General features: G+C 72.6%; 17 protein-coding genes. 8 read left to right on the top strand and 9 right to left on the bottom strand.

Annotation, left to right across the window (positions count from 1 at the left end):
* Positions 1-187 precede the first annotated feature (187 nt).
* The 5 genes from ACIRP2_RS03620 (at position 188) to ACIRP2_RS03640 (ending at position 6,930) form a co-directional block, all read left to right on the top strand.
* Positions 188-1,408, top strand: coding sequence for an ROK family protein (locus tag ACIRP2_RS03620; RefSeq protein ID WP_404246132.1), 1,221 nt, complete (start codon positions 188-190; stop codon positions 1,406-1,408).
* Positions 1,409-1,430: 22 nt separating this feature from the next.
* Positions 1,431-2,954, top strand: coding sequence for a M81 family metallopeptidase (locus tag ACIRP2_RS03625; protein WP_404246134.1), 1,524 nt, complete (start codon positions 1,431-1,433; stop codon positions 2,952-2,954).
* Positions 2,951-3,706 (top strand): copper homeostasis protein CutC, encoded by a 756-nt coding sequence (locus tag ACIRP2_RS03630; protein WP_404246137.1) that lies wholly within the window; start codon positions 2,951-2,953, stop codon positions 3,704-3,706. Before ACIRP2_RS03625 ends, ACIRP2_RS03630 begins: the two co-directional genes overlap by 4 nt.
* Positions 3,707-4,080: 374 nt before the next feature.
* A complete protein-coding gene (locus ACIRP2_RS03635) occupies positions 4,081-4,923 on the top strand; it encodes a 3-hydroxybutyrate dehydrogenase (RefSeq protein WP_404246139.1) in 843 nt (280 codons plus the stop codon).
* Between the two features lie 30 nt (positions 4,924-4,953).
* Entirely contained in the window at positions 4,954-6,930 is a 1,977-nt protein-coding gene (locus tag ACIRP2_RS03640; protein ID WP_404246141.1) for a helix-turn-helix domain-containing protein, read from the top strand.
* A gap of 53 nt (positions 6,931-6,983) precedes the next feature.
* Here ACIRP2_RS03640 and ACIRP2_RS03645 read toward each other — a convergent pair whose 3' ends face one another.
* The 8 genes from ACIRP2_RS03645 to ACIRP2_RS03680 all read right to left on the bottom strand — a co-directional run bounded on the left by ACIRP2_RS03645 (position 6,984) and on the right by ACIRP2_RS03680 (position 13,985).
* Complete coding sequence (locus ACIRP2_RS03645; RefSeq protein WP_404246143.1) at positions 6,984-7,904, bottom strand: alpha/beta hydrolase; 921 nt, start codon at positions 7,902-7,904, stop codon at positions 6,984-6,986.
* Positions 7,901-9,055, bottom strand: a complete 1,155-nt coding sequence (locus ACIRP2_RS03650; RefSeq protein WP_404246145.1) for a branched-chain amino acid ABC transporter permease — start codon at positions 9,053-9,055, stop codon at positions 7,901-7,903. Before ACIRP2_RS03650 ends, ACIRP2_RS03645 begins: the two co-directional genes overlap by 4 nt.
* A complete protein-coding gene (locus tag ACIRP2_RS03655; RefSeq protein WP_404246147.1) occupies positions 9,052-9,939 on the bottom strand; it encodes a branched-chain amino acid ABC transporter permease in 888 nt (295 codons plus the stop codon). Before ACIRP2_RS03655 ends, ACIRP2_RS03650 begins: the two co-directional genes overlap by 4 nt.
* Positions 9,939-10,682, bottom strand: a complete 744-nt coding sequence (locus tag ACIRP2_RS03660) for an ABC transporter ATP-binding protein (protein ID WP_404246148.1) — start codon at positions 10,680-10,682, stop codon at positions 9,939-9,941. The genes ACIRP2_RS03655 and ACIRP2_RS03660 overlap by 1 nt, the downstream gene beginning before the upstream one ends.
* Complete coding sequence (locus tag ACIRP2_RS03665; protein WP_404246149.1) at positions 10,679-11,470, bottom strand: ABC transporter ATP-binding protein; 792 nt, start codon at positions 11,468-11,470, stop codon at positions 10,679-10,681. Before ACIRP2_RS03665 ends, ACIRP2_RS03660 begins: the two co-directional genes overlap by 4 nt.
* A gap of 3 nt (positions 11,471-11,473) precedes the next feature.
* Positions 11,474-12,721 carry a substrate-binding domain-containing protein gene (locus tag ACIRP2_RS03670; protein WP_404246151.1) on the bottom strand — a complete coding sequence of 416 codons (1,248 nt, stop codon included), beginning with the start codon at positions 12,719-12,721 and terminating at the stop codon, positions 11,474-11,476.
* A 191-nt stretch (positions 12,722-12,912) separates the two neighbouring features.
* Positions 12,913-13,263, bottom strand: coding sequence for a DUF4190 domain-containing protein (locus ACIRP2_RS03675; protein WP_404246153.1), 351 nt, complete (start codon positions 13,261-13,263; stop codon positions 12,913-12,915).
* 92 nt (positions 13,264-13,355) lie between these two features.
* On the bottom strand, positions 13,356-13,985 hold the full coding sequence (locus ACIRP2_RS03680) for a TetR family transcriptional regulator (protein ID WP_404246155.1): 630 nt from the start codon (positions 13,983-13,985) through the stop codon (positions 13,356-13,358).
* 230 nt (positions 13,986-14,215) lie between these two features.
* Between ACIRP2_RS03680 and ACIRP2_RS03685 the strand changes: the two genes are divergently transcribed.
* The 3 genes from ACIRP2_RS03685 (at position 14,216) to ACIRP2_RS03695 (ending at position 17,435) form a co-directional block, all read left to right on the top strand.
* Complete coding sequence (locus ACIRP2_RS03685; RefSeq protein ID WP_404246157.1) at positions 14,216-15,547, top strand: glycosyltransferase family 4 protein; 1,332 nt, start codon at positions 14,216-14,218, stop codon at positions 15,545-15,547.
* A gap of 62 nt (positions 15,548-15,609) precedes the next feature.
* Positions 15,610-16,365, top strand: coding sequence for a class I SAM-dependent methyltransferase (locus tag ACIRP2_RS03690; protein WP_404246159.1), 756 nt, complete (start codon positions 15,610-15,612; stop codon positions 16,363-16,365).
* Positions 16,362-17,435 (top strand): prenyltransferase, encoded by a 1,074-nt coding sequence (locus ACIRP2_RS03695; protein WP_404246161.1) that lies wholly within the window; start codon positions 16,362-16,364, stop codon positions 17,433-17,435. The genes ACIRP2_RS03690 and ACIRP2_RS03695 overlap by 4 nt, the downstream gene beginning before the upstream one ends.
* A gap of 119 nt (positions 17,436-17,554) precedes the next feature.
* Here ACIRP2_RS03695 and ACIRP2_RS03700 read toward each other — a convergent pair whose 3' ends face one another.
* The gene (locus ACIRP2_RS03700; protein ID WP_404246163.1) at positions 17,555-17,752 is read right to left on the bottom strand and encodes a hypothetical protein; all 198 of its coding nucleotides are present in this window, start codon (positions 17,750-17,752) and stop codon (positions 17,555-17,557) included.
* Positions 17,753-18,076 lie beyond the last annotated feature (324 nt).

Raw genomic sequence — 18,076 nt, forward strand, 5'->3', positions numbered from 1 at the left:
GTAAAAAGTAAGTTACTGCACCTCTGAAAAAAGCCCTCTCGCCTCGATCACTCCCCTCTGTTGGGGGTGTTTGGGTGGATTGAATGGGTTTCAGGTAGGGCCTACTTCCTTCGCGAAGCTGTTCCCCCGTGCCGAGCGCGGGCGTATTGTCTTCGCCACACCCATCGTTGCGGAAGTTACTTCGTACATGACTGAAATAAGTGCATGGGATCGCAGGGCCGCAAAAGGCACTCCAGCCCTCGCCGCGCGGGTCCTGGAACTCGTCGCATCGGGCCAGGCCTCGTCACGCGCCGAACTCGCCGGACTGCTGGGGGCTGCCGCCTCCACCATCTCTCTCACCGTGGCCCATTTGGTGGAGCGCGGGCTGATCGCCGAGGAGGGCACCCAGTCCTCCACCGGCGGACGCCCCCGCAAAGTGCTGAGACTGGGAAGCAACGACGAGTTCGCGGTCGCCGCCGACCTCGGCGGTCGGCACGCCCGGATCGGTGTGGTGCTGCCCGGCGGCGGTCTGACCGATGTCTCGACCGTCCCCTTCGAGATCGCTGACGGCCCCGAGGCGGCTCTGCCCCGGCTCGCCGAGACCCTGGAGGCGCTGGCCGAGCAGCGCGGACGTGGCCGGCTGCGCGGGGTCGGGCTCTCGCTCCCGGGGCCGGTGGACATCGCGTCGGGGTCGGTCGTCCTGCCGTCGCGGATGCCGGGCTGGAACCGTTTCCCGGTCACCGCCTGGCTGGAGGAACGCTTCGGCGTCCCGGCCGCCGTGGACAACGACGCCAACTGCATGGCGGTCGGCGAGCACACCGTACGGCCTGCCGGGCACCGGCAGACGATCATGGTGAAGATCGGCTCCGCGATCGGCGCCGGCGTCATCGTCGACGGACGCCTCTACCGGGGCGGTACCGGCGCGGCCGGTGACATCACCCACATCCGGATCGACGCCGGCGCCGACACCCCCTGCTCCTGCGGCAACACCGGCTGCCTGGAAACCGTGGCGTCCGGCGCCGCCCTGGTCCGCATCCTGCGCGAGCGCGGGGCCGATGTCAGCAGCCCCGAGGATGTGGCCCGGCTGGCCATGGACGCCGACCCGGAGGCCACCCGCGCGGTCCGCAGGGCCGGCGACTACCTCGGCCAAGTGCTCGCCGCCAACGTCAACTTCTTCAATCCGGACGCCGTCTACCTCGGCGGCATCCTCTCCACCCTGGAACCGTTCGTCGCCGCCGTGCGCAGCCAGCTCTACGAGAGCTGCCACCCGCTCGTCACCGAACACCTCATCATCGAGCGGGCCGGCCTCGGCGCCGACGCCGGACTGGTCGGCGCAGGGCAGTTCGCCCTGCAGCGCGCCCTGGCCCGCGCCCTGAGCGAGGTCGGCGCCGCCGACCGGTTCCGCACCCCAGCGCCCCGTCACGTCTGACGCCCCACCCCTACGAGGAGCCATGTCGCAATCCCGCACCGCCGCCGCCCGCCCGGTCATAGCCATCGCCGGACTCGGCATCGAGTCGTCCACGTTCTCCCCCGCTCGCACCCGGGCCGCCGCCTTCCACCCCTCGCGCGGTGCCGAAGTGCTGGACCGCTACCCCTTCCTGGCCCCCGGTGAGGAACTGCGCGAGGCGGCCGACTGGCACGGCGCCCTGGTCGGCAAGTCGCTGCCGGGCGGCACCGTCACCGCCGCCGCCTGGGCCGAGCTGACCGACGAGCTGATCGAACGGCTCGCCGCGCTTCCCCGGCCGGACGGCCTCTGGTACGACATCCACGGCGCGATGACCGTGGAGGGCGTCGACGACGCCGAGGCGGTGCTGCTGGAGCGCATCCGCGCCACCGTCGGCCCCGACGTGATCATCTCCACCTCGATGGACCTGCACGGCAACGTCTCCCGCGAACTCGCCCACGGCAGCGACCTGATCACCTGCTACCGGATGGCCCCGCACGAGGACCACATGGAGACCAAGGAGCGGGCCGTCCGCAACCTGGTGGACCTGCTGGTCTCCGGCGCGCCCCGCCCGGTCAAGGCCTGGGTGCCGGTGCCGGTGCTGCTGGCCGGCGAGCAGACCTCCACCCGGATCGAGCCGGCCAGGAGCGTGTACGCGGCCGTGGACGAGGTCGAGGCCACGGACGGCGTGATCGACGCCGCGATATGGGTCGGCTACGCCTGGGCCGACGAACCGCGCAACCGCGCCGTGGTGGTGGTGACCGGCACCGACCGGGCCGCCGTGTCGGCCGGTGCCGAGCGCCTGGCCGAGGGCTTCTGGAAGGCCCGCGACGACTTCGACTTCGTCGCCCCGACCGGCACCTTCGACGGCATCCTGGACGAGGCCCTGGACTCCGACCGGCGCCCGTACTTCATCAGCGACACCGGGGACAACCCGACCGCCGGCGGCGCCGGTGACGTGACCTGGGGCCTGACCCGGCTGCTGGCCCGCCCGGAGTTCCAGAAGGACGACGGTCCGACCGTCGTCTACGCCTCGGTGCCCGGACCGGCCGCGGTCGAGACCGCCGTCGCCGCGGGGATCGGCGCCACCGTCACGGTCACCGCCGGCGCCGAGGTGGACGACCGGCACGCGGGCCCGGTCACCCTGACCGGCACGGTGCACGCCATCCGGCACGGAGATCGCGACGCCCGGACCGAGGTCGTGATCCGGGTGGGCAGCGTCTACGCGATCCTCACCGAGCTGCGCAAGCCCTACCACCACGAGCACGACTTCACCGACCTGGACCTCGACCCGCGCGGCGCCGACATCGTGATCGTGAAGATCGGCTACCTGGAGCCCGAACTCTTCGACATGTCGGTCGGGTGGAAGATGGCGCTCACGCCCGGCGGTGTGGACCAGGACCTGGTGCGCCTGGGCCACCACCGCATCCGCCGCCCGATGTTCCCCTTCGACCGCGAGATGGCCGACCCGGATCTGTCGGCCCGCATCATCTCCGCCTCCGACCAGCCGCTGACCGGGGACGACGAGTGACCGCGCGCCCCGCCCTGGAGATTGCCGTCACCTCACCGGCCGGCGCCCGGACCGCCCGGGAGCACGGCGCCGACCGGGTCGAACTCTGCGCCGCCCTGGAGCTGGGGGGCCTGACCCCGTCGGCAGCCCTGGTGGAGGCGGTCGCCGCGGAAGGGCTGCCGGTGCAGGTGCTGGTCAGGTGCCGGCCCGGCGACTTCGTCCATGACGCGGAGGAGATCGAGCTCATGGCCGCCGAGGTGCGGTCCGTCATCGCCTCCGGTGCCTCCGGTGTGGTGATCGGCGCGCTGACCGCCGACGGCGCCCTGGACACCGTGGCGGTCGCCCGGCTCGCCGAAGCGGCCCGCGCCTCGGGCCGCCCGGTGGACATCACCCTGCACCGCGCCATCGACCAGGCCGCCGACCCGGTGGCCACCGCCGCACTGCTGCCTTCACTCGGTCTCACCCGGGTCCTCACCTCGGGCGGCGCTCCCGCCGCGGCCGACGGGCTGGCGGCGATCGCCGCGATGGCCGCCGCCGCACCCGGGGTGCAGGTGATGGCCGGCGGCGGCGTGCGCCCCGCCGACATCCCGGCCCTGACCTCGGTCGGCGTCGCCGCTGTCCATCTCTCCGCCAAGGCGAGGGCGCTGCCCCGGCGCGGCGGCACGTGGATACCGCTCGGCGCCGGGGGCGCGTCGGCCGAGCAGGACACCCACTTCGTCACCGACCCCGAAGTGGTGGCCGAGGCACGACGGGCGGTGGAGGCGGCGGGCTGACCTCGGGCCGGGGCACGAGCCGGCGGTACGCGACGGAGTCGCCCTGCCCCCGTCCCGGCGGGGGCCCCGGCACCATGCCCTCCTGCACCTCTGCCGTAACGACATCCGTTCGTCCCGCCGGCCGGCGCCTCCTTCGCCGCGCAGCTCGACGACAGCCCGGCCGCCGTGGACGTGGAGCTGACCACCGAGCAGTGGGCGGCGCTCGACCCGGCTCACCGGCAGCCCCGGTCCCGGTGCCCCGATCGCCCCGGACGCCGCTCGCCGACAGCCCCCGGCGAGGACTCGCACCATGTACGCCGCCACCATGCCGGAGCGCGTCGGTGTGTGCACCGACCCCGTGTGACGTGGGCTTCGTCCTCCTTACGGTGACGACCATGGAGACTCCTCAGAGCCCGGACCACGGGCCAGGCGCGCACGCCGCCCCGCTCACCGTCCCGTCGCCCGCCGCCGGCTCCGCGCAGGCATCCGCAGACCGGCCCCTCGCCGGGCGCACCGCCCTGGTGACCGGTGGTGCGAGCGGCATCGGGCGGGCCTGCGCACAGGCCCTGGCCGCCGCGGGCGCCCACGTCCATGTGGTGGACAAGGCCGCGCGAGCCGCCGGGGACCTGGCCGAGACGCTCGGCGGGACGGCGTGGGTGGTGGATCTGTCGGTGCCCGAGGCGGTGGACACGCTGCCCGCGGACGCGGACATCGTGGTCAACAACGCCGGGCTCCAGCACGTGGCCCCGGTGCATGAATTCCCGCCGGACCGCTTCGCGCTGATCCAGCGCGTCATGGTGGAGGCCCCGTTCCGCATCTTGCGCCGGACCCTGCCGGGCATGTACCAACGCGGCTGGGGGCGCGTGGTCAACATCTCGTCCGTGCACGGCCTGCGGGCCAGCCCCTACAAATCGGCCTATGTGACGGCCAAGCACGCACTGGAGGGACTCAGCAAGGTGGTCGCGCTCGAAGCGGCGGAACACGGGGTGACGAGCAACTGCGTGAACCCCGGGTACGTACGCACCCCCCTGGTCGAGAACCAGATCGCGGACCAGGCCCGTACGCACGGCATCTCCGAGGCGGAGGTGGTGGGCCGGATCATGCTGGAACGCAGCGCGATCAAGCGGCTCATCGAACCCGACGAGGTCGCCGAGGCCGTGCTGTGGCTCTGCGGACCGCGTACCGGGCACATCACCGGCACCTCGCTCTCCATGGACGGCGGCTGGACCGCCAACTGACCTCCCGCCCCCTACGAACGCTGGCCGCCCATGTCTGAACCGTCCGCCTCCGCCGCTCCCCATCTGCGGCGTCTGTTCGAACTGCTGGCCGACGACGCCCCCGCCGAGGCACTGGGCGCCGTCTCCTCGCAGGCACGGGCCGCCGGCGTGCCCGCGGGCGATCTGGCGGAGGTGGAGCGGGCCACCGCCACCGCCCTGCGGATCAGGGGCGCCCTGCGACAGCACCGGCGCCGCGAGCTCCAGCTCACCGCGCTCTTCGACACCGCGGGTGATCTCGCCGCCTCCCGCGACCTGGACGAGGTGCTGAAGGCCATCGTCCGCCGGGCCAGGATGCTGCTCGGCACGGACACGGCGTATCTCACGCTCCCCGACGAGGAGGCGGGGGACACCTACATGCGGGTCACCGACGGGTCGGTGTCGGTGCTCTTCCAGCGGTTGCGGCTGGAGCTCGGCCATGGGCTCGGCGGTCTGGTGGCCCAGACCGCGAGCCCGTACGCGACCCACGACTACCGCACCGACGACCGCTTCCACCACACCCGCAACATCAACGCCGGGGTGCTGGACGAGGGGCTCGTCGCGATCCTGGGCGTGCCCCTGCTCCTGGGCTCCAGCCGCGGCGGTACGGGAAAGGTGATCGGCGTCCTCTTCGCGGCCGACCGCGCGCCCCGCGTCTTCAGCCCCGACGAGGTCGCCCTGCTGTGCTCCCTCGCCGCACACGCCGCCATCGCCATCGACACCGCCCGCGCTCTCGCCGACACCCGGTCCGCCCTGGACGAACTGGCCGGGGCGAACGCCGAACTGGCCGAGGCGAACGCGGCCGTGCGGGCGCACTCGGCGGCCATGCGGCGGGCCGAGGAGTCCCACGACCGGCTGACCGACCTGGTCCTGCGCGGCCGCGACGTCAAGGACGTCGCCGAGGCGGTCGCGGGGCTGCTGGACTCCCCGCTCACCATTCACGACCCGGGCGGCCGACTGCTGGCGGCCGTCCGGCCCGACGGCGCGGACTTCGCCGCCGACAGCACGGACGCCGGATGGCTGGCCGAGACCGCCGAGGCGTCCCGTACCGGAGCCCGTGCCGTGCACCGCGACGGCCGGTGGATCTGTGCCGTCCTCGCCGGACAGGAACTCCTGGCCGGTCTCGTCCTGCACCGGCGCGAGCAGCTCGACGACTCCGACCGGCGGCTGTTCGAACGGGCCTCGGTGGTCACCGGACTCCTTCTGCTGCTGCGCCGCACGGTCGCCGAGACCGAGAACCGGGTCCGCGGCGAGCTGATCAGCGACCTGCTGACCGACGCGGACCGCGACCCGGCCGGACTCGCCGAACGCGGCCGACGCCTCGGCATCGACCTCGACCGTCCGCACCTGCTGCTGGTGGCCGAGGGCGGAACCCGGGAGCGGCTGGCCCCTGCCGCGATGCGCTATCTGTTCGGCGGGGACATCCATGGGGTGAGCGCCGAACACGCCGGGCACGTGGTGCTGCTGATAGCGAGCGACGGCCCCGCCCCGGCCGCCGGTGACGCGGCGCGCTCGGCCGCCGCCCAGCTCGGGCAGCTGATCCAGGCCCCGGTCACCGTCGCCGCCACCGGACCGGCGCGCGGCGCCCGCGAGCTGGCCTCCGCCTACGGGGAGGCCGCCCGCTGCCTGCGCGCCATGCGAGTCCTGGGGCGTACCGGGGAAGGCGCGTGCGTCGACGAACTCGGCTTCCTGGGCGTGGTGCTGGGCAATGCCCAGGACGTCGACGGGTTCGTCTCGGCGACGCTGGGGCCGCTGCTGGAGTACGACGCGCAGCGCGGCACGCAGCTCGTGCGGACCCTCGGCGCCTATTTCGGTTCCGGGGGCAGTCTCATCCGCGCCAAGGACGAACTTCACGTGCACGTCAATACGGTGGTGCAGCGCCTGGACCGGGTGCAGGTGCTGCTGGGACGGGACTGGAACGAGCCGGGGCGAGCCCTGGAGATCCAACTCGCCCTGCGCCTGCACCGGTTGGCGGGCGGCCGGGATCGGTAGCGGGCGCCCGGCCGCTCGGGGCGGGCCTGCGCGAGTGGGTTCGCGGAGGTGGCTCAGGTCCCGGGCGGGGCGGTGGCGCCGGACGCGCTCGGGATCCCGGTCAGGGCCAGCAGGCGGCGGGCGATCTCCTGCGCGCCCGCCTCGCCCGTCAGCAGCGTGTAGTGGTTGACGTCCCGTACGGGCACCGGCGTCACCTCCGTGTCGCCGAGCCCGGCCGCCGCCAGGCGGGTCTCGTCGTACAGGCCCTGCTCCTCGTCCATCAGCCCCCGCTGCGCCCACAGCAGCGTCGCCGGGGCGGGCAGTTTCCGTACCGCCGTCAGCACCTCCTCGTCGAAGAGGCCGATACCGTCGGTGCGTACCGCCTCGATCCGGCAGGTCGAGCGCATGGCGGGCTCGTCCCCGGTCAGGTCCCGCTGGATGTACGCGTCCACCTCGGCCGACCAGCCGGCCGCGAACGCGGGGTGCGCCTGCCAGAACGAGCGGTACGCGGCCCGGTCGGCGAAGGTCATCGACAGCCGGTCCATGGCCGGGCCGATCACGGCGGTCATCAGTTCGTCCGGGGAGAGATGGGTGGGGGCGGGGAAACCGATGCCGCCGTCGACCAGCAGGAGCGGCCCGAACCGTCCCGGATGCCGTACGGCGGCCAGCGCCGCCACGAACGCGCCCATCGAATGGCCCGCCAGCACCACCCGGTCCAGCCCCAGCGCCTCGGCCAGGGCGGCGGCGTCATCGGTGTGCGCGGCGATCCCGTACGGACCCGGCAGGGCCGAACTCCCGGCCCGGCCGCGCAGATCCGGGGCGATCAGGGTGAGGCGGCCCTCCAGCCGCCTCGCCACCGCGGCCCAGGACAGCGCGTTGGCCGTGATGCCGTGCAGGGCGACGACGGTCGGCGCGTCCGGATCCGCGGCCGGCCACCGCAGTACCGCCAGCTCGCCCCCGGTCACGGGGACCTGAATCTCTTCGTACGCAATCACGGGCGTCCGTTCTCCTTCCGGGCCTGCACGGCCGGGAGCGTTTCGGTGGCGGCGGGCCCGCGGCGCACCGCGGCCAGTCGGGACGGCAGCCGGGCCAGGCCGCCGGGCAGCAGGTGTACCACGGCCACGAACAGCACACCCAGCAGGAACAGCGGCTGGGAGAGCGGGACCCGCAGTACCGCGGGCAGGTCGGCGACCGCGCCCGACCCGGCCAGATCGCCGAGCCGGTGATCGGCCCAGGTGTAGAGGATGCCGCCGACCATCGGGCCCCAGCGGGTGCCCGATCCGCCGAGCACCACCATCACCAGCAGGGACAGCGTGAAGTCGGAGGTGGTCGTCTGCGGGGTCGAGCCGCCGGTGAGCAGCAGATGCACGAGTCCGCCCAGCGCGGCCAGCGCTCCCGCCAGGACGAAGGCCGTCAGCTTGAATCCGTACGGCTTCAGCCCCAGCACCTCCACCCGGCGTTCGTTCTCCCTGATGCCCTCCCAGACCCGGCCGGTGGGGGAGCGGACCGCCCAGTGGACGACGGCGAGGGTGAGGACGAGGTAGGCGAGCGCCACCCAGTAGAGGTTCGCGGTGTGTTCGATGCCGACGAGCCCGGACGGCAGCAGATCGGCGGGGGCGGCCCGCCCCTCCTCGCCGCCGGTGAGGCCGCCGGGGTTGCGCGAGACCAGGATCGAGCCCGCCTGGGCGAAGGCCAGCGTCACCATGGAGAAGCCGATGCCGGTGACCCGCAGGCTCACCGATCCCAGCACCAGCGCGAGCACGATCCCGGAGCAGAGGCCCAGCAGCGCGGAGACGGCGAACGGGAGGCCCGCCTCCAGCAGGAACACATTGGTGGCGTAACTGCCCACGGCGAAGTAGAGCGCATGCCCGAAGGAGAGCAGCCCGGTGCGGCCGAGCAGCAGGTCGTATCCGGTCGCCAGGGCGCCGAACAGCAGGCAGGTGGCCAGGAGTTGCAGACTTCCCGGGCTGCCGAGGGGGCCGTCCAGGAGGCCGGGCAGCGGCAGTGCGCTGTACGGCGCGACGGCGAGGACCAGCAGGGCGGCGGCGGGCCACCAGCGGCGCAGCAGCCGGGCCGTGTTCCCGGGCGCCGGAACGACCGTGTGCCGGTCGCCGGTGCGGTCGTGTGTCTCGGTGGCGGTGCTCACGCGAGCCTCCCGGTCAGTCCGCGCGGACGCAGAAGCAGCAGCGCGGCGAGCAGGACGACGACGGCCAGGTCGCCGAGACCCGCTGCGGTGTAGTAGTTGGCGAACTGCTGGACCAGGCCGATGACGACGGACGCCACGGCGGCGCCGGTCACCGAGCCCATGCCTCCGGTGACCACGACGACGAACGCGAAGATCAGCAGCGAGGTGCCCTGCCGGGGGTCGACCGAACCGAAGTACAGCCCGCCCAGCGCCCCGCCGAGCGCGGCGGCGCAGCCACCGATCGCGAAGACCAGTGTGAACGCCCGTCGCACGTCGATGCCGAGGGCGGTGACCATCGCCCGGTCCTCGACCCCGGCCCGCACCACCAGACCGTGCCGGGTGCGGCCGAGGAAGAGCCGCAGCGCCACGAGGACGACGACCGCCGCCGCGACCAGCACCAGCCGGTTGACCGGGACCTGTGCGCCGAACAGGCCGAAGGTGCCGGACAGCGCCTTCGGTCCGGGGAAGGTCCGGGCGTCCGAGCCCCAGATCCCCGACAGCAGCGCGGGGACGGCGAGCCCCACCCCGACCGTGGCGAGCACCTGCTCGCGCGGCCGGGTGTAGAGCGGGCGGACGACGGCGAGTTCCAGCAGCACGGCGGCGGCGGCGCCCACCGCCGTACCGAACAGGACCGCGAGGACGAACCCCGCTCCGCCCGGTCCGGCGCCCGGCAGATGGCCGGACGCCGCCCACCAGGTGCCGTACGCGCCGATGGAGAGCAGCGCCCCGTGCGCGAAGTTGAGCACGTCCATCAGGCCGAAGATCAGTGAGAGTCCCGACGCGATCAGGAAGTAGAGCGCCCCCAGGCCGAGTCCGGTCATGGTGAGCAGGACGACGGTGGACATCAGGAATCCGCCTCCACGGTGTGTGCGGTGAGCGGGCCGTGGCCCACACCGAGCAGCCTGCGGGCCGCCTCCGCGTCGCCCAGCAGCTCGGTGGCCGGCCCCTGATGGGCCGTCCGGCCGTCGGCGAGCACCGCGCAGTGCTCGGCCAGGCGTCGCACGACGGCCAGGTTCTGCTCCACGAGCAGTACCGGCACCGCCTCGGCGGCCCGCTCCAGCACCTGGGCGACCTCGGTGACCACCTTGGGCGCCAGGCCCTTGGTGGGTTCATCGGCGATGATCAGCCGGTTCCCGTTCAGGAGGGTCCGCCCGATGGCCACCATCTGCTGCTGCCCGCCGGACAGCGTCCCGGCCAACTGCCGCTCGCGTGCCTTCAGTTCGGGAAAGAGCTCATGGACGAGCGGGTAGTCGGGCCCGTCCGCGCCGCGCCGCTCGGCCAGGCGCAGGTTCTCCGCCACGGTCAGCCCGGCGAAGACGCCCCGGTCCTCGGGGGCGTAGCCGATGCCCAGCCGCACCACGGTGTGGGTGGGCATCGACACGGTCTCCGCGCCGTCCAGCCGGACGCTGCCGGTGCGCGGGACGAGACCGAGGACGCCGCGCACGGTCGTGGTCTTCCCGGCGCCGTTGCGGCCGAGGAGCGCGGTCACCCCGTGCCGGGCGACGTCCAGGTCCACGCCGTGCAGGATGTGCCGGCCGCCGATCAGGACCCGCAGGTCCCGTACGGCGAGCAGGGTCCCTGTCGTCACAACCCCTCCCCGAGGTAGGCCTGTTGCACGGTCGGGTCGGCGGTCACGGCGTCGGGCGTGTCCAGCGCCAGCAGCCGTCCGTGGTGCATCACGGCGAGCCGGTCGGCCAGACCCAGCAGCACGTCCATGTGGTGCTCGACCATCAGGACGGTGCGGCCCTCGTCCCGGTGCAGGGTGCGGATGAGTTCGGTCAGCGCGGGGACCTCCTCGGCGCTGACCCCGGCCATCGGCTCGTCCAGCAGCATCAGCCGCGGCTCGCCCACCAGCAGCACCGCCAGCTCCAGCTTCCGCTTCTCGCCGTGCGACAGCTCGGACGCCGGGGCCGCGGCCCGGTGGCCGAGGCCGGTGCGCTCCAGTACGCCGGTCACCTCGGCCGTGTACGGGCGGGCACGCCGCCACAGCCGGTACGAACCGCCCCGGGCGGCCTGCGCGGCGAGCCGGACGTGGTCGGCCACGGTCGTCCCGGGCCAGAGGCTGGACGTCTGGAACGTGCGGCCGATGCCGTGCCTCGCCCGCGCGTGCGCGGGGCGGTCCGTCATGTCCGTACCGTCCAGCTCGATGGTGCCCGACGTGGCCGTGGTCAGCCCGCTGATCAGGTTGAACAGTGAGGTCTTGCCCGCCCCGTTGGGGCCGATGAAGGCGAGGAACTCGCCCTCGTGGACGCTCAGGGTGACGTCCTCGACGATCGTCGCCCCGCCGACGCCCCAGCCGAGGCCGGTCAGCCGGAGCACCGGAGCCGTGGTCCGCGCCCCGGCCGGCTGTTCCGCGGTGGTGTCCGGTGCGGCCATCGGTCAGCCCGCCGAGGGCTTCACGGGCGGCGCCACCTTGTCCATCGGCTCGGTGCCCACCAGCTCCGGCCGGGCACCGGACCCCTTCCCCCGGAGCTTCGCGACGAACATCGGCTGCACCAGTGCGTGGTCCTCCGCACGGATCTCCTCCTTGCCCTTCACGCCGTCGAAGCTCCAGCCCTCCAGGGCCTTGACCATGGCGGCGGAGTCGGTGGCGCCGCCCTCCTCCACGGCGCGCACGACCATCTGCGCCGCGGTGAAGCCGTCGGGGGTGAACAGGTCAGGGGTGCCGCCCGCCTCGGTGACCGCGTCGAGCATGGACTTCTCCACGGCGTTGCCGCCGCCCGCGCCGGGGAAGTAGTGCGCCAGGAACGACACCTTGGAACCGGCGTTCCCGAAGACCGGGTACGAGGCCGTTCCGGCGAGGCCGGTGACGACCTTGCTCGCGCTCAGCACGCCCTGCTGGTCCAGCGCGGTCCACAGCGCCGGCGCGGTGGACCCGGCCCAGGCGACGAAGACCAGATCGGGCCTGCCCGCCTTGACCTGTCGGGCGAAGGGGGTCAGGTCCGTGGCACTGGGCGGAGCCAGTACGGAGCCCACCTTCGCGCCCTCGGCCCCGAGGACGGCCTTCACGGCGGCGACGTTGGCCTGGCCGAAGGTGGAGTCCTGGGCCAGCACCGTGACCTTCCTGCCCTCGGCCTCGCCGAGCATCGCCCCGGCGGTGAGGATGTCCTGGTAGGACTGCCGGCCCGAGCGGAAGGTGTACTCGTTGATCCCGGTGACGGCGTCGGTGGCGGCCGGGCCGCTGATGTACAGCACCTTGTTCTGGGCGGCGAGCGGCGCCATCTGGAGGGCCACCCCGGAATCGGTGGTGCCGGCCAGCACCTTGTAGCCCTTGCCGATGAGGTTCTTGGCCGCGGCGACCGCCTTGCCCGGGTCGCCCGCGTCGTCCTGCTCGGTGACCTCGATGCGGTGCCCGGCGACCTTGCCGGTGCCCTTCGTCGCATGGGCCAGGCCCGCCATGAACCCGTCGCGGTACTGCTTCCCGTAGTCCGCGAGCAGCCCCGTACGGGAGTAGACCAGGCCCACCTTGACGGTCTGGTTCCCCGCGTCCTTCCCGGACGCGGAATCGGTCTCGCCCGCCTTCCCGGCGGCGGTGCACCCGGCCAGCAGAAGACCGGCCGAGGCCAGTGCGACGGCGGCGGAGAGGGATCTGTGACGACGGACACTGCCTGTGGCTCTGCGACGCATGATGACCGGCTCCTCGGCGTGTTCATGTGATGTCGCCGAACCGTATGAACACCCTGCCGCCGTCGACATGGTGCAGGGCACCCCACCTGACGCGGTGCGCATGTGGGGGCCGCACATGGGCCGCGCCCCCGGGACGGGATCCGGTCCGGGGGCGCGGTGTGCGAAGCGTCAGTGCCGCGGGCGGCGGCCCGTCACGCGGCGCCGATCGCCTGGAGCGTGGCGACGGTGAAGCCGACCGCGGCGAACGCGATGCCGATGATGCCCATCACCATTCCGGCGGTCGCCATGCCGCGGCCGCCGCCCTCGCCCCGGTCGGCCATGCGCCGGGCCGAGACGCCGAGGCACAGCGCGATGATCGGCAGGATGATCGGGATCAGCACCAGCCCGAGGATGCCGAGCACCATCGAGGCCGTCGCCTTGCCGCTGGGCAGTGAGGCACCGCCGGGGTAGCCGTAGCCGGTCGGGGGCTGGACGCCGTATCCCGGCCCTCCCGGGGCCTGTGCCCCCGCCGTGACGCCTGCGCCGCCTGACTGGTCAGTCATGTCTTCCTCTCCATCGGTGCTGGTCAGGACCATGTTAGGGAGAGGTTTGTGGCGCTCTCGGGTGGAACGGTGAGGGATTTGTGATGAACCTGTCAGGGCGTGCCGGAGCGCCCGGACGCCTTCCGGGGCGCCGTCACGTCGATCAGTCGGCACACCGTCTCGATGTCTATCTTCACCTGGGCGATCGACGCCCGCCCCGACAGCCAGGTGATCAGTGCGGAGTGCCAGGTGTGCTCGATGACCCGCACCGCGGACAACTGCTCCGGTGTCGGATGCTCCAGACCCATCGCGTCCAGGATGATCGTCGTCGTGATCCGCGAGACGGTGTCCACCTCCGGGCTGACGCTGCGGTCCGCGAAGGTCAGCGCCCGTACCATCGCGTCCGCCAGATGCGGTTCGCGCTGCAGTGCGCGGAACGCCCGCATCAGGGTGTCGGCGACCCGCTGCGCCGCGTCGTCCCCGGCCGGGGGGCGCTTGTGCAGCGTCGTGTGCATGTGCTGGAGCTGGTCCTGCATGGTGGCGACCAGCAGATGGATCTTCGAGGGGAAGTAGCGGTACAGCGTGCCCAGGGCGACCTCGGCGGCCTCCGCGACCTCGCGCATCTGCACCGCCTCGAACCCGCCCCTGCTGGCGAGCTGGGCGCTGGCGTGCAGGATGCGGCGGCGACGGGCCTCCTGGCGTTCCGTCAGCGGCGGCGATGCCGGCCTGGCTTCCGCTGTCATGTGTCCCCATCCATGGCTTCTGTCCGCAACCGGAGGGAGGTGCTCGGTCTCCCGGCGGCGCACAGCATGCCAGGGTGCCGGGCCGTGGCGCGAATCACCCGGTCCGGCCGTTGCACCGACGCTACCTGCCGGTAGATTCGTAGCTCATTGAACGATCCAGTCTGAAACTTGTTCTAGATTAGCGTGAGCGGTTACGCTCCGGCGAACACGCAGTGAGAAGGGGGCCGAGTGTGACCGCTGAGGCCATAGAGTCGGGCCCCCGCACGGGCAGCGACGTGTCGGGCAGCCCCGGCGAACGCCCGCTGCGCATCGCACTCCTCACCTACAAGGGAAATCCTTTCTGCGGCGGCCAGGGCGTCTATGTGCGCCACCTCGGCCGTGAGCTCGCCCGCCTCGGCCACAGCGTCGAAGTGATCGGCGCCCAGCCCTATCCGGTGCTCGACGAGGGCGTCCCGCTCACCGAGCTGCCGAGCCTGGACCTCTACCGCCAGCCCGATCCCTTCCGCACCCCGAAACGCGGCGAGTACCGGGACTGGATCGACGCCGCCGAGGTCGCCACCATGTGGACCGGTGGCTTCCCGGAGCCGCTCACCTTCAGCCTCCGCGCCCGACGCCATCTCGCGGCCCGACGAGGCGAGTTCGACGTCATCCACGACAACCAGACGCTCGGGTACGGGCTGCTGGCGGACCTCGGTGCCCCGCTCGTCACCACGATCCACCACCCCATCACGGTCGACCGGCAGTTGGACCTGGACGCCGCCGCGACCCGCCGTCGACGCGCCTCCGTACGCCGCTGGTACGCCTTCACCCGCATGCAGAAGCGGGTCGCGCGCCGGCTGCCGTCGGTGCTCACCGTCTCCGGCTCCTCCAAGCAGGAGATCGTCGACCACCTCGGGGTGCGCGAGGGCCGTATCCATGTGGTGCACATCGGCGCGGACACCGAACTGTGGTCGCCCGATCCGTCCGTCGCCGAGGTCCCCGGCCGGATCGTCACCACCTCCAGCGCCGACGTCCCGCTGAAGGGCCTCGTCCACCTCGTCGAGGCGCTCGCCAAGCTCCGCACCGAGAACCCGCGGGCGCACCTCGTGGTCGTCGGCAAACGGGCCGAGGACGGACCGGTGGCGCAGGCCATCGAGCGACACGGACTCCAGGACGCCGTCGAATTCGTCAAGGGCATCAGCGACGCCGAACTCGTCGACCTGGTGCGCAGCGCGCAGATCGCCTGCGTCCCCTCGCTCTACGAGGGGTTCTCGCTGCCGGCCGCCGAGGCCATGGCCACCGGCACGCCGCTGGTCGCCACCACCGGCGGCGCGATCCCCGAGGTCGCGGGCCCGGACGGCGAGACCTGCCTGGCCGTCCCGCCCGCCGACGCCGGGGCGCTGGCCGACGCGCTCGCCCGGCTGCTCGGCGATCCGGAACTGCGTGCCCGGCTCGGCGTCGCGGGCCGTGCCCGGGTGCTGTCCCGGTTCACCTGGAAGCAGGCCGCCATCGGCACCGCCGCCCTGTACCGCGAGGCGATCGCCGCCCGCGCGGGCACCACGCGCCCCGGCGGGCGACGGTGACCCCGCAGTCCGCCCACGCTGTCCCCGCCCCCTGACCCCCTCGACCGCGAAAGCAGGCATTCGTGCTGACCGTGGACTTCACCCGCTTCCCGCTCGCCGCAGGCGACCGAGTGCTCGACCTGGGCTGCGGCGCCGGACGCCACGCCTTCGAGTGCTACCGGCGCGGCGCCCAGGTCGTGGCCCTCGACCGGAACGGTGAGGAGATCCGCGAGGTCGCGAAGTGGTTCGCCGCGATGAAGGAGGCCGGGGAGGCACCCGAGGGCGCCACCGCCACCGCGATGGAGGGCGACGCGCTCAACCTGCCGTTCCCCGACGCGTCCTTCGACGTCGTGATCATCTCCGAGGTGATGGAGCACATCCCCGACGACAAGGGCGTGCTCGCCGAGATGGTCCGGGTGCTCAGGCCCGGTGGCCGGATCGCGATCACCGTGCCGCGCTACGGCCCCGAGAAGGTCTGCTGGACGCTCTCCGACGCCTACCACGAGGTCGAGGGCGGCCACATCCGCATCTACAAGGCCGACGAACTGCTCGGCAAGATCCGCGGCGCCGGCCTCAAGCCGTACGGCACCCACCACGCCCACGCCCTGCACTCGCCGTACTGGTGGCTCAAGTGCGCGTTCGGCGTGGACAACGACAAGGCGCTGCCGGTCCGCGCGTACCACAAGCTGCTGGTCTGGGACATCATGAAGAAGCCGGCCGTCACCCGGGTCGCCGAGCAACTGCTCAACCCGGTCGTCGGCAAGAGCTTCGTGGCGTACGCGACCAAGCCGCACCTGCCCGTGGCTGCCGCCGAGGATCTCCCCAAGGCCGAGGCGTGACCGTTCCCGAGCAGACAGAACACCTCGTACTGCCCGGAGTCCTCACCGCCGAGCAGGCCGCCGAGACCGTCGCCGCCCTCCTCGCCGCGCAGTGCGAGGACGGTGCGCTGCCCTGGTTCCGCGGTCACCACCTCGACCCGTGGGACCACACCGAGGCCGCCATGGCCCTCGACGCGGCGGGCGAGCACGCCGCCGCGGAACGCGCGTACGACTGGCTGGCCCGGCACCAGAACGAGGACGGCTCCTGGTACGCCGCTTACCACGACGGCGACCCGGAACGGCCGACCGACCGGGGCCTGGAGACCAACTTCTGCGCGTACGTGGCCGTCGGCGTCTGGCACCACTACCTCGCCACCGGGGACGACGCGTTCGTCGACCGGATGTGGCCGACCGTCTACGCCGCCGTCGAGTTCGTGCTGCGGCTCCAGCAGCCCGGCGGCCAGATCGGCTGGAAGCGCGAAGCCGACGGAACCCCTGTCGACGACGCGCTGCTGACCGGCTGTTCCTCCATCCACCAGGCGCTGCGCTGCGCACTCGCCATCGCCGAACGGCGCGAGGAGCCGCAGCCGGACTGGGAGTTGGCGACCGGTGCGCTGGCCCACGCGATCCGCAGCCACCCGGAACGCTTCCTGGACAAGAGCCGCTACTCGATGGACTGGTACTACCCGGTCCTCGGCGGCGCGCTCACCGGGACGGCCGCCAAGGAGCGGATCGAGGAGGGCTGGGAGCGCTTCGTGGTGCCCGGCCTCGGGGTGCGCTGTGTGCTGCCCAACCCGTGGGTGACCGGCGGGGAGAGCTGCGAACTCGCCCTGGCGCTCTGGGTGATGGGCGAGTCCGACCGGGCGCTGGAGATCCTCCAGTCCGTCCGGCACCTGCGCGCCGACGACGGCATGTACTGGACGGGGTACGTCTTCGAGGGCAACCGGGCCTTCTGGCCGGAGGAGCTCACCACCTGGACCGCCGGCTCGCTGCTGCTCGCGGTGGCCGCGCTCGGCGGCGACGAGGCGACCACCGCGGTCTTCGGCGGCGAACGGCTGCCGCGCGGGCTGGAACCGGACTGCTGCGGTTAGGGCCTGTCCGGCGGATCAGGGCCGGACGGGGCTTGGTGCGGGAACCAGCCGCGTGACCGGGGGAAGCGGCGCTTGTACCGCCGCTTCCCCCGAGCCGGGTACGTACCCCGCGCGGATGCCTATGCCGCGGTGCTGAGCGCGGCATACAGGGCGTAGAGCACCACGGGAAGCGCGCCCACGAGCCCCGTCACGGCTGCGATCACCGAGGGCAGCCGCTTGTTGGACCTCAGTGACCTGATGAGGTAACCGACCAATACGAAATAGGCCAGAGTGACCACGACTCCGGCCCAAAGTGCAGGTGGACTGATTGGTTGCATGACAATGCTCGTTCTCCCTATGACGGTGCCCAGTCCGGATCTGCTGCGCGCACCAACAGGCGGACCGTGTAAGGCCCTTGGCAGGGGCCGGTCCACCAGCGGCTCGCGGCAACGGGATGACGGTAGCTCAAAGTCACTTGACTGAGCTAGAGTTGATGAAAAGCGCAGCGCGAATTGATCGGCTGTCAGGCCGGGCGGTCGGGGCCCGGGATGCCACTCCCGGGAGCCCCGCCTCGGCGCAGCCCCGGACTGGGCAAGTCACAGAGTGCGATGCCTCGATGGTCGCAGGTGCCGATAAACGATCCATATACGTCTGCTAAACGA

The organism is Streptomyces sp. NPDC101194 (assembly GCF_044767885.1).
GTDB lineage: Bacteria > Actinomycetota > Actinomycetes > Streptomycetales > Streptomycetaceae > Streptomyces.